Below are 12,361 nucleotides of genomic sequence, written 5' to 3' on the forward strand. Positions count from 1 at the left end.
GTTTCTTTAGCGCGGTTGTTTTGAGGTATTTTCTGTGATGGTACTTATTCTTAGTGTGTTGACTGTGAGCAGTCTGGCGATGGGAAACCTGGCATTTCGAGCTGGTCTAGGGGTAAAGCGTTGGGCCGTCTTAGGGCTTGTGTTAGGGCCTGTTGCTTATCCGCTACTGAGTACCCACAAGCGTTTCGCGCTAAAGCGAGTGCAGGGTAGGCATAGCGTCGCGATTAAAGTGTGATGGCTTCGCTATTCTGCTTTATAGCCCAACCGGTTTTACCAAGTGCGGATAAAGTCCATTGAGATTATCGCTAGTGGAATATCGCAGGATCAAAAAAGGAGCTCTTGATAGCTCCTTTTTTATGTGTCTGGTTTTACTAAGAGGGTGAAATTCAATTAATTCCACCAACCTTTAGCAGGGATCACTTCTAGGTGATTTAGGCCTTCAGGTAGCTGTACCTTCTTTCGCTCTGGTTTGTGAGTAAGTCCAAGAGCTTTTTTCAATGAATCTAACATAATCATTCTCCTTAAGACTTAAGCAACGGCTGAGTTGATGAATTTGATGTTTGGTGAACCAGCGAGTTCAACAGGCTTAAACTTGATGTTTGGTGAACCAGCGAGTTCAACAGGCTTAAACTTGATGTTTGGTGAACCAGCGAGTTCAACAGGCTTAAACTTGATGTTTGGTGAACCAGCGAGTTCAACAGGCTTAAACTTGATGTTTGGTGAACCAGCGAGTTCAACGGGCTTAAACTTGATGTTTGGTGAACCAGCGAGTTCAACAGGCTTAAACTTGATGTTTGGTGAACCAGCGAGTTCAACAGGCTTAAACTTGATGTTTGGTGAACCAGCGAGTTCAACAGGCTTAAACTTGATGTTTGGTGAACCAGCGAGTTCAACAGGCTTAAACTTGATGTTTGGTGAACCAGCGAGTTCAACGGGCTTAAACTTGATGTTTGGTGAACCAGCGAGTTCAACAGGCTTAAACTTGATGTTTGGTGAACCAGCGAGTTCAACAGGCTTGAACTTGATGTTTGGTGATCCCTGAAGAGTTTCGTGTAGGTTACAATTCTCTAAAGAAGTATTTATATTAGCTGTAGAACAACTAAATGCTAAAGCGATGGCAGTAACTAGTCCGTTAATCATTGTCTTAATCTCTCAGGGTTGTTGAAGTTCAGTGTCAAATATTTGTTCACTGTTGGTTTCTGAGAGATATGTTGCAGATGTTATGCCAACTTTTAAATATTCTCCTTTTTAGTTAAATTTTATCCTTGATTGGCTAAATTTTTGCATTTTAAACATTAGGCTTTTTTGTGGCTGGATACTGGCTTATAGCTAAAAATTTCTTGCTTTAGCAGCTCAGTAAAGCAGGTTTCATCGACAGCCTTGCTATAGATAAAGCCCTGAATTTCTTCACACTTTAAAGCTTTGAGTATATTTAGTTGAGATGCTTCTTCGACCCCTTCACCGACAACTGAGAGTCCCATGTTGTGGGCTATGGTAATGATAGAGTCGACCATTTTCAGATCTCTGTCAGATTTATCTATGTCGTCAACAAAGGCCTTATCGATTTTAAGGGTGTCGATAGGGAAGCGCTTTAAATATGACAGTGATGAATATCCGGTGCCGAAATCGTCTAACGCCAGGCTGACGCCCATTTTAGAGAGTTGCATCATAACTTTTATCGCCTTTTCTGGCTGTTTTATGACGGTTCCTTCGGTAATTTCCAGCTCAAGGTTGGCAGCTGGGAGTTGAGTTAGACGTAAAATTGACTCTATTCGCTGCTGTAGGTCCGGAAGTGCGAATTGTTGTGATGATAAATTGACAGCAACCCGGCCGTTGAACAACTTTTGACGGCGCCAATTTTGCGCAGCAAAGCAGGCTTTACGTAATACTACTTCGCCGATTTCGACGATAAGCCCGTTTTCCTCTGCCAGAGGAATAAATTCGCCAGGGGAGATCAGGCCGTGCTTGGGGTGATTTAGTCTGACAAGAGCTTCCATCCCAGCCATCTTACTACTTTTGAGGTCAATCTTAGGTTGGTAGTAGACTTCGAAGAGATCGTCTCTTAAACCTTCACGGATCAGGTTCTCTACTTCAAGTTGACGTATTGCATTGCGGTTCAGAGATTCTGAATAAAATTGGTAGCGATTGCCGCCAGCCGATTTTGCATGATACATGGCTATGTCAGCTTTACGTAGCAGCGCCTGTTCATTCTGATCGTCTTCTGGGTAGAGAACGATACCTATACTTACTCCAACAACGACTCTATCTTTTGTCAGTTCAAATGGGCTAGAGAAGGCGTCAACCACATGATTAGCGATAACGGCGCTGGAACCAATATCAGGGTTATTGTCAACGAGTATGGCAAACTCATCGCCGCCCAGACGATAGATGCTGGTGTGGTAGGGGACTGTTGACTCGATGCGCCTTGCTACTTTAATTAGGAGTTCATCACCGACCTGATGACCTAAGGAGTCGTTAATCTTCTTGAAATTATCTAAGTCCAAGACCATTAGGGTGTGGTGAGTATCTTTTTTAACTAAGTTCCCTAGGGTGACCATTAAGCTTGAACGGTTAGGTAAACTGGTCAGCAGGTCATTGTTGGTGAGCTTTCTTAGCTCTTCTTCTTGCTGTTTACGACGAGAGATATCGGAGAACACGCCTACATAATGGGAGAGTACTCCCTGTTCATCGTAGATAGCGTCGACCGTTAGTTCCATTAGGAAGCTGCTTCCATCCCCCCTGGAGGATTCAACCTCGTTACTCCAACTACCTTGCTGTTGCAGAATATGTCGAATCTGTTCTGAGTAGCTCTCGGGGTATAGGTCAAACTGAAAGAGTTCGCCGATAAAGTCATTGCGACTTTTTTCACAGAGATCACAACAGGCTTCGTTGACCTCAACAAACTTAAATTTATTGTCTAAGATGAACATGCCTTCAGAAATATTTTCGATGGCGCGTTCAAACAGCCTTAGTTGCTCTTCTGCCTGTTTAAAATTACTGATGTTTTTGATGGTACCTGTCATACGCAGGGCTTTATCATTTTCATCACGCTCAACGATTTTTGCCCTATCCAAGATCCAGATCCATTGGTCATCTTTGCCTTTGACGCGATAGGCGGCTTCAAAATGATCGGTTTCGCCATAGAAATGTTTGTTGAGCGCGGTATTGACTCGCTCTTGGTCCATGGGATGGATGTTACTCTCTTCACCTGCTTCACCAGAGCGTTGACCATCTCGCGGAAATTCGAGAGAGCCCCAGATATTAGAGCGATAAATTTGACCTGTTTCGATATCCCAGTCCCACATTTCATCGCCGCTACCCCACAATGATAGCTTTAAACGCTCTTCAGACTTGGCGATTTGTCGCTGTACCTCTCGTCTTCTCAGCGCTGCTTTGACAATCGCACCTGTAATCAACAGTGTAATCATTAGATACACAAGCTTAGCTTGAATAGATAGCCACCAAGGAGGGGTGATATCTATATTAATTGAAGTCGTTTCACCTTTGCTTTTTGTTATGGGGTTAACAGCATAAACATTAAAATTATAATTGCCGGGTGAAAGGTTAGTATAAGTGGAAGAGTTGTTTCCTTTAGACTCTATCCAATCTTCGGAAAGCCCTTCCATTTGATAGAAGTACTCTAAATTGTCAATAGGGGCATTGGGTGTAATGAATTTGAATGTAAATGGGTAGTCTGAATACTTTAGGGTTATTTTTTTAGTGTGTGATATTGATTTGCTTAAGTAGCTGGAGCCAATTTCTATTGGAGTGTTAAATATAAGTAGGTCTTTGACTATTGTGCTAGGTTTGATGTCTTTTCTTATGTAGTTGTTTATTTTATTTAAATCGACCAAGCTTGCGCCATCAATACCGCCAAATAAAACATGTTCATTGCCATATTTTATGCTGCTTGGAGTATTGTACTCATGCTGGCTGCCATAGTTTGTGGGAAAAGACCAATGGGAGTTTTCTGAAAGTAGAATTATTTCTCCTATTGATGCAGCGACTATGTAATCATTGATGAATTTTATAGAGTAGATATCTTTGTTGTTTGAAAATAACGTCTTTAAAGTGGAATCATTGGGGGAGTATGATTTTATAGATGTAGAGGTTCCTAATATTACGTTATCATTTGAAATCTCTAAACTGAATGTTATCTGGTCGTCAATTTTTACTAATGACTTGTTTTTGTATTGATAGAAGCCACTTTGTGACGCAATATACAGTTCATTGTCTTTAAAGTTTAAGACTCCTAATATAGGGGCGTTATCTTGCGTCTCAATGGTAAGTAGTTCATTGTTGTTATCAAAAATGTGGAGCTTACCATTAGATGTCCCTGCATACAGTATTTTTTCATTGCTGGTTAATACTGTAATCGTGTCATTTAGGATTTGGATTATCTTGTCATTTCTCAGGGAAAACAAACCTTTGTGGCTTCCAATGTATATATCGTCTCCTATCGAAATTGTATTTTTATATCCTTGGATTCCAGTGTTGATTTTTTTTATAAGGTTCAGTTTTTTATCATAGAGTTTTACATACTCATCATCTGATGAAACAAGGATGTTTTTAAATTTGTCTGTACTAAAATGCCATATGTTCTTATCGAAATTACTAAGATTAGATATTAAATTTTTAGAATCCTTTACCTCCAGTAGTCCTTCGTTTATTAGACCTATATACTTTGAGTTTTCTGTGGTGTAAAAGTAGGAAACGCTGCCAAATTCAGCTTTTTTATCTATGGTTCCAATTTTTATGATTGATTTTTCTTTAATTTCAAAAATTGAGTTTTCATTAGTGGCAAATATGATGTTTTTGGAGGCATGTATATTTGTTAGTTTATTGCTATTTGATATTTTAAAGTCAATTTTGTTAAAGTTTATTGAACTGTTATCGATATAGATGAATTCATTTTCTGTAGATGTGACATCTAGGATGTTACTACCTATTAGTTCAGGGAGATCTAGACTCTTATTGATTCTATAAAGTTCACCGTTATATGTTTTTATTATGTACTCATCATTTGTGGAAACTATTTTTTTTGCTTCTTTTATTTCCGGGTATTTTTTTACAACTATTCCTTCATTGAATATGATGAGTTCGTTGTCTGTTCCTAAAATAAGGATGTTTTTGTCACTGTAAATACTCCAGATAGCAATGTTATTGTTGTCGAGGCTAATTTTCTTTTCTATAAATTTATCTAATTCTGGTTCAAAGTAAACAATGCCGCTATCAGTGCCAACTAGTAATTCTGAGTTTTTTGTAAAGCTTAAGCTACGAATAAACGAGCTAGGTAATCCACTTTTATTATCTGCTAAATAATGCTTAAATTCATGCCCGTCAAACCTATTTAAACCATTTAACGTTCCGACCCATACATAGCCATTATCATCTTCGACGATAGATGTCACAGTACTTTGGGATAATCCTTCAGGGACACTGTATATATGCCCATTAAGTTTAATGGATGGGTTTTCACTGCCTGCAAAAACATAGCCGGAGACGGTCAGGGCCATTAGCAGTGAAAGTAGAAATCGAGATAAGAATGTAGGCATAATTATTAGTCTGATTATTAGCCATTAATGCATAGGCAACAGTTATTTAACCTACTTTATTCAGAAACAGGGGGATTTGTCAAAAGAACACTGAATTTTCTTGTTTGTAAATTACTCTCATTTTCATTGTTGCTTAGTGTTTTATGCTGTGCGCTTGGTAGTTGGCCATCTTATTTGTTTGTAAAGTGGTCTAGGTCAGTGGTTTGCTCGGTATCTCGTTGGTAAGTTATTTCTGTCAATGTCAGGCAAAAGGCCCTTCCTCGGGCCTCAGAAGAGAGTTAGTAGTTAAACTTTGCCGCGCGTTGCTTAAAGCTTCTTAGATCGGTGATCATATTGTCAGACGTTAACTGCTCTTGGTTTCTGTGTTGCTCTCCTGTTGTAAACAGGATCAAGCGGTCACCATGTTTGGTTCGCATCTTCTGCATCATAAATTTGATCAGATCGGAGCGGGTCAGCTTGGTAATCTGCTCAGCAACCAATTCTCTTTGATTAAATTCATAATCTTTATTACCTATGCTCGACCAGTACCTCTGACCTCGGGTCTTTAGATTGGAGTCATGCTCCATTATCTGATTGATAAGGCCCTGTTTTGTGAGCTCCCACTGATCGTTGGTTATTTGCATTACGGCGTAATTAAAGTCGGCAATGAACTCATCTATCGCCTCAAGTAACTTAAGAGGGCCTGCGGTGGGCGATTGTATATAGAAGATCATGCCCGGATAACGATTTAGTGGCAGGTAACCTGTGCCCACCATGTAGCCTAATTGGCGTTTGGTTCTCAGCTCATGGAAGAAGGTCGACGACATGGTGTGATTTAATAGACTAAACAGAGCCATTTTTAATGGAGTAGTCTGCGAAGATTGGTAATACACTATGATACTGCTGTCTTGATGGTTAACATTCACTTCGCGCATCAAGGTGCCGACATTCTCGAGTTTGATCAACTCACGCTCTGATTCGCCGCTAGGGGTCGATACTAACGAGAGTACATGATCCAGTCGTTTACCCAGTGCCTGGGCCTCTTCGGTTAGCCAGTCACCGTAGACGAGTCCTTCGAGATGAATCTTCTCGTAAAATGCGCGCACATGATTATGCAGATCATCTAAGGTGATATCTTCAAGCTCTTCGGCCATACGCTGCGGTTCATAACTGCGTTTTTGCAGGGTAACCGTCAAGCTGGTAAAGAGCTGCGAGATGGGTTTGGCTCGGCTTTGGTTAATCCAGTTGCGTAAGATCTGTTTCTTGATCTGCTTAAATCTTTCTTGGGTAAAGTTACGCTCTCTGGCCTTGTTGATGAGTAGAGATAACAGAGCCTCCTGTTTGCCCGTTAAGCCGGTAAGATGCAGTGTGATGCCCCCTTGGTGAGGGTAGATGTTGTAACTCAGCCCTGCGACCTCGGCGGGATAGGTAAACTCGGTAAGGTAGTCGAGCAGCATTTCAACATACAGCCGGGTTAGGGCGGCATGCTTTGGCGTGGCGGCAGCTTGGTGGGAGTCTAACGACAGATACATATGCCCCTTAGGCACATTAAACTCATCATCTTTTCTGTGCCAGATGCGGTAACCCGCTTCCTGACAGACGATAACTGGTACTGGGTGATCGCTCTTGTCTTCTCTGGCAATCGAGTCTTCGATAATGAAGGGATTCGCCTCTGGTAACTTAAGGGATTCTCTGATCTCTGGGTCACGCCAGGATACTAACCTTTCGCTGGCGATCGGCTTCATCTGATAGGGGGAGTGATACCAGGCCGCCTGTTTCTCTGTGTCCAGATCTGGCGAGATGAGCTGTATACGTAGGTTGTCAGGACTCATTAAATCCAGCAGCTCTTTCACCTGGCTCACATCTAATCCATCCATGCGGTAGTCGCCGTAGATTAGATCGACCACCTGATAGTGATGCATATTGATGCTGAGGTGACTGGCCAGATCAAGAGGTTTTATCTGCTCCTGATATTTAAAGGCGAGCTTAAGTAAATTAGCTCTCTCCTGATAACGCCACGCCTCCATGCCTTGGGTTTTAATTAATTTCAGATATTCAAAGCTTGCCTGTATCACATCATCGAGCTGTTGCAGCCCTTTTTCGGTGAGCTGAATGCTGATGTTATAGTCTTTAAAGTTGTAGCCGTTGACGCCGCCGCCGGCCGAGAGATTGATGGCCAGTCCCTGTTCTTTCAGGTGACTCAGTAAACTTCCTTTACCTTCATAGCCCAATAGGTGGCTGATAAAGGTCAGCGGCTTTCGCTGATAAAAGCGGTCGATGGCGGGTAGGGGAAAGGTAATGGCAACGCGCCTTTGCTCTTTGAGTGGAACAATATTGATCTGCTGCTGTAGCTGAGCTGGCTCATAAATCGCCACGTCAGGATACTGCTTAATCAAGTGACGATTCTTTATCGGTGCAAAATAGGTGTCGGCCAGTTGGTTCAATTCATCAAGTGATAGCGGCGCTACCAGACAGAGGGTCATCAGATTAGCGCTGTAATGAGATTGATAGAAATCCAGTAATTCCTGGCGTAGTGTCGCTTCACTGCCCGCCAAGGTTTTGAGATTGCCAACTGAAAACTTTGAGAAAGGGTGAGCCGGATTAACTGTCTCCTTTTGAACCTGATAGGTACGGCGAATATCGTCTTTCAGCTTGAGGCTAAATTCAGATTCAATGGCATGGCGCTCTCTGTCGACCAGCTCTAGGTCAAAGCAGGGGGCAATAAAAAATTGGCTAAAACGATCCAGTGACTCTTCAAACACCTCGGCATCGATAGAGAAGAAAAAGTTGGTTTGCTCAGTACCCGTCCAGGCATTATTGCTGCCGCCATGTTGATTAATAAAGGCGTGATACTCACCTGAGTTAGGGTATTTTTCTGTGCCTAAAAACAACATATGCTCAAGAAAGTGTGCCATGCCAGGACGTGAAGCCGGATCATCGAAATGGCCGACGTTGACCGCCATCGATGCGGCGGCTTGTTGTGCCTGTAAGTCTTCCACTAAAAGTACCCGCAGCCCGTTAGCTAGTTGCACATATTGGTACTGGCGATGATCGTTGGGGCTCTTAGTGATTGGCGTCGAAGTGGGCAATGGCTGACTCCATCCTTTTACTGGACAAATGTATGATATTCATCGGGGTTTAGGTCGTTAAAGCAGTAGCCTACATATTGGGCTTCAAAAATGACTTTGGCAAATATCTTATCCGTTATTCGACTAATTAATAACAGACTTAAGGTTTGTTGCGCAGCACTTTAACGCTACAATTCATAGTAGAACAAGAATAATCATAGCGAGAGTAGTATGAAGCTATATTTGATGCGACATGGCGAGGCGGGTTATCACGCACACTCAGATAGAGAGCGTGTGCTGACTGAGATCGGCCGCTATCAAACCGAATTGATGAGTAACTGGCTGGTCCGTGATGTAACCGAGTTCGATCTCGTGCTGGTGAGTCCCTATCTGCGTGCGCAGCAAACATGGCAGGAAGTGAGTAAGCACTTCCCCGAGCCCCGAAAGTGGTTGGTGCTGGATGAATTAACGCCTTCGGCCGAGCCGACCATGGCAGCCGATCTGACCTTGGCTTATGCCGAACAATACAAGGCTGACAATGTGTTAGTGATTGCCCACATGCCGCTGTTGGGCTATATGGTCAGCGAGTTGGTGCCAGGAATCGAACCGCCTTTGTTTGCCACTTCAGGGGTGACTTTAATCGACAGACATGGCGAGCGAGGTTCGCTAAGCTGGCAGCATACCCCCCATACGGTGAGCTAGCCGGATAGCTATATAAATACAAAAAGGACGCCTTCGCGTCCTTTTTGTTGTCCTAATTAAAGAGGGTTAATTACTCCCAAGAGGGAAACTCGCCGACCTCGACCAAGACCAACAAGGCGGCATCGCCACCCCATTCTTTTGGCGCCTTATGGAAGGCTTTAACTTGAGGGTGTTGCGCCAGCCACATAGGAATATTCTGTTTTAATATGCCGGTGCCATGACCATGCATCACGCAGCAACATTGGCTGTGCTGTTTGACGCAGGCTTGAATCAAGGCCGCAAGCTCTAGCTTGGCTTCAGTTTGACGCATGCCGTGCAGATCCAGTAGCAGATCGGGTTGATAGTCACCGCGTCTGAGCCGCTTAAGCTCATGGCTGTCGACATTTTCTCTTGACCAGCGCATCGCGCCTTCTAAGGGGAGCAGGGGCTGATAGGTATCGGAGAAGTAGCTGTCGGCATGCAGCTGAGTGGTGGCGATCTCCAGCTCTCGCTTGGGTTTTTGCGGCGCCGCAAAATGCCGCTTATCTTGTTTAAGCGGTTTTATTCCTTGAGTTAGCGCCGAAAAAAGCGCCAACTCATCATCTTTTTCTCTATTCATGGGGCTATTTTATTGAATCCGATGCCATATGAATAGAGTTCAGTTACAATGAGTCGGAACTATCTAGCGGGAGCAAGTTTTGGATAAGATTTTTGTTGATGAAGCCGTGACGGAATTACGTACAATCGGCGATATGTTGCGTTGGGCGGTTAGCCGTTTTAACGATGCTAATATCTATTATGGTCACGGTACCGATAATGCGTGGGATGAGGCGATAGCCCTAGTGTTCCATGCTTTGCACCTGCCAGAGGAGATTGGCCAGCAGGTGATCCACAGTAATCTGACCAGCAGCGAAAAGCATAAGATTGTTGAGCTCATCATTCGCCGTGTACGCGAGCGTTTACCTGTGCCATATCTGACAAATCGTGCTTTTTTCGCCGGTTTGGAATTTTATGTCGATGACAGAGTGCTGGTGCCGCGTTCACCCATTGCCGAGATGATCGCTAACCGCTTTAGTCCTTGGCTCTATAATAAGCCGGTGAATCGTATCTTAGATCTCTGTACCGGCAGTGCCTGTATCGCTATCGCCTGCGCCTATGAGTTTGAAGATGCCGAAGTTGATGCTATCGACATCAGCAGCGATGCACTGGAAGTGGCGCAGATTAACATCGAATCTCTCGGCGTGATGGACAGGGTATTCCCTATCGAGTCTGATATGTTTGCCGCTATCCCTAGAGCTCCTCAGTATGATCTGATTGTCTCCAACCCTCCTTATGTGGACGCCGAAGATATTGGTGATATGCCTGATGAATATCATCATGAGCCTGAGTTGGGGTTAGCCTCTGGACGTGATGGTCTGGATCTCACTAAGCGCATTCTTGCTAATGCCGCCGACTACCTGACCCAAGAGGGCTTGTTGGTCGTTGAGGTGGGCAACTCTATGGTGCATCTCATCGAGCAGTTCCCTGAAGTGCCCTTCACCTGGGTGAATTTCGAACATGGCGGTGACGGTGTGTTTGTGCTCACACGAGATCAGCTTGTTGAAAATGAATCACTTTTCGCCATCTACAAAGATAGTGAATAATAGTGGGAAGGGCTTAGTCGCATATGACTAAGCCGATTTAATACCAATCACGGTAAGTAAGAGAACAGAAATAGCGCAGGAATAACGTTCGAGAACAAGGCAGGATTTTTCGATAAGTAGTTATTCTACAATCAAAAATAGTAACGCCGTAATCGGACGTTATAACAAGCTAGAATGATCCGCTATTTACTACGATTGGTATAAGAATATAGCCAGTGGCAAGTTTAGGTTATGCTGGAGTCAACTAATCAAGTAGAGGTGAAGTAAGCACATGTCGGGTAACAGTATCGGTCAAAATTTTGTGGTAACGACTTTTGGCGAGAGCCATGGTAAAGCCTTAGGTTGTATTATTGATGGCTGCCCTCCGGGTCTGGCGATCGATGAAGCCGATATGCAGCACGATCTCGACAGACGCCGTCCAGGGACCTCGCGTTATACCACAGCTAGACGCGAGCCGGATCAGGTTAAAATCCTCTCTGGCGTGTTTGAAGGGCAAACGACTGGCACCTCTATTGGGTTAGTTATTGAGAATACCGATCAACGCAGCCAGGATTACTCCAACATTAAAGATCAGTTCCGTCCGGGACATGCCGATTACACCTACCAGCAAAAATATGGCCTAAGGGATTATCGTGGTGGTGGACGCTCATCGGCGCGGGAAACCGCCATGCGAGTGGCTGCCGGTGCGGTGGCAAAGAAGTACCTTAAGCAGGTACACGGTATCGAGATTAGAGGCTATCTGTCTCAGCTCGGTCCTATTTGTGCCGAGACCCTGGATTTTGAACAGATCGAACAAAATGCCTTTTTCTTCCCCGATGCCAGTAAGCTAGAGCAACTCGACGAGTATATGCGTGAGCTGAAAAAGAGCGGTGACTCGATTGGTGCCAAGGTGTCTGTGGTGGCGACCAATGTCCCAGTGGGATTGGGGGAGCCGGTATTTGATCGTCTCGATGCCGATATCGCTCATGCTCTGATGGGGATCAATGCAGTAAAAGGCGTAGAGATTGGCGATGGTTTTGCCGTGGTGAACCAAAAAGGTTCTGAGCATAGGGATCTGATGTCGCCTGAAGGCTTTGCCTCTAATCATGCTGGCGGCATCCTTGGCGGCATCTCCTCTGGGCAGCCGATAGTGGCACATATCGCCATGAAGCCGACTTCTAGCATCAGCGTGCCAGGCGAGAGTATGACAGTGCAGGGTGAACCTGCCGAGGTAGTTACCAAGGGGCGCCACGACCCCTGTGTAGGGATCCGCGCCGTGCCGATTGCCGAGGCGATGTTGGCCATAGTCCTAATGGATCACCTGTTAAGACACAGGGCGCAGAACCAAGATGTGCATAGCATTACACCCATATTGGGCATGAAGTAGCCCACAGTAATAGTGAAAGTCAGAAGGCACATTAATGTGCCTTCTTTTGTTCGAGACTTACCGACCGGT

The 12,361-nt window shown here is 44.3% G+C and carries 7 protein-coding genes; 3 read left to right on the forward strand and 4 right to left on the reverse strand.

Annotated features, from left to right (window positions below):
• Positions 1-528: 528 nt before the first annotated feature.
• From CFF01_RS07195 to CFF01_RS07205, 3 genes are all read right to left on the reverse strand, one after another.
• Positions 529-1,140 carry a hypothetical protein gene (locus tag CFF01_RS07195; RefSeq protein WP_088904350.1) on the reverse strand — a complete coding sequence of 204 codons (612 nt, stop codon included), beginning with the start codon at positions 1,138-1,140 and terminating at the stop codon, positions 529-531.
• 155 nt (positions 1,141-1,295) lie between these two features.
• Positions 1,296-5,516 (reverse strand): EAL domain-containing protein, encoded by a 4,221-nt coding sequence (locus CFF01_RS07200; RefSeq protein WP_232479520.1) that lies wholly within the window; start codon positions 5,514-5,516, stop codon positions 1,296-1,298.
• A gap of 317 nt (positions 5,517-5,833) precedes the next feature.
• The gene (locus CFF01_RS07205; RefSeq protein ID WP_088904352.1) at positions 5,834-8,623 is read right to left on the reverse strand and encodes an insulinase family protein; all 2,790 of its coding nucleotides are present in this window, start codon (positions 8,621-8,623) and stop codon (positions 5,834-5,836) included.
• A 210-nt stretch (positions 8,624-8,833) separates the two neighbouring features.
• Here CFF01_RS07205 and sixA point away from each other — a divergent pair, with 210 nt between their 5' ends.
• Positions 8,834-9,304, forward strand: coding sequence for a phosphohistidine phosphatase SixA (gene sixA, locus CFF01_RS07210; protein WP_033540235.1), 471 nt, complete (start codon positions 8,834-8,836; stop codon positions 9,302-9,304).
• A 70-nt stretch (positions 9,305-9,374) separates the two neighbouring features.
• Here sixA and smrB read toward each other — a convergent pair whose 3' ends face one another.
• The gene (gene smrB, locus CFF01_RS07215) at positions 9,375-9,902 is read right to left on the reverse strand and encodes an endonuclease SmrB (protein WP_088904353.1); all 528 of its coding nucleotides are present in this window, start codon (positions 9,900-9,902) and stop codon (positions 9,375-9,377) included.
• A gap of 79 nt (positions 9,903-9,981) precedes the next feature.
• On the opposite strand from smrB, the gene prmB reads away from it, so the two are divergent.
• A complete protein-coding gene (gene prmB, locus CFF01_RS07220) occupies positions 9,982-10,926 on the forward strand; it encodes a 50S ribosomal protein L3 N(5)-glutamine methyltransferase (protein ID WP_088904354.1) in 945 nt (314 codons plus the stop codon).
• A gap of 271 nt (positions 10,927-11,197) precedes the next feature.
• Positions 11,198-12,292, forward strand: coding sequence for a chorismate synthase (aroC, locus tag CFF01_RS07225; RefSeq protein WP_033540232.1), 1,095 nt, complete (start codon positions 11,198-11,200; stop codon positions 12,290-12,292).
• The last annotated feature ends 69 nt before the right edge of the window (positions 12,293-12,361 follow it).

It is taken from the genome of Shewanella marisflavi, assembly GCF_002215585.1.
Lineage (GTDB): Bacteria > Pseudomonadota > Gammaproteobacteria > Enterobacterales > Shewanellaceae > Shewanella > Shewanella marisflavi.

What these genes read in the sequence shown, in the direction of transcription:
- aroC (WP_033540232.1), top strand. Translation starts at nt 11,198, where the DNA reads ATGTCGGGTAACAGTATCGGTCAAAATTTTGTGGTAACGACTTTTGGC.
- sixA (WP_033540235.1), top strand. Translation starts at nt 8,834, where the DNA reads ATGAAGCTATATTTGATGCGACATGGCGAGGCGGGTTATCACGCACAC.
- CFF01_RS07195 (WP_088904350.1), bottom strand. Translation starts at nt 1,140, where the DNA reads ATGATTAACGGACTAGTTACTGCCATCGCTTTAGCATTTAGTTGTTCT.
- CFF01_RS07200 (WP_232479520.1), bottom strand. Translation starts at nt 5,516, where the DNA reads ATGGCCCTGACCGTCTCCGGCTATGTTTTTGCAGGCAGTGAAAACCCA.
- smrB (WP_088904353.1), bottom strand. Translation starts at nt 9,902, where the DNA reads ATGAATAGAGAAAAAGATGATGAGTTGGCGCTTTTTTCGGCGCTAACT.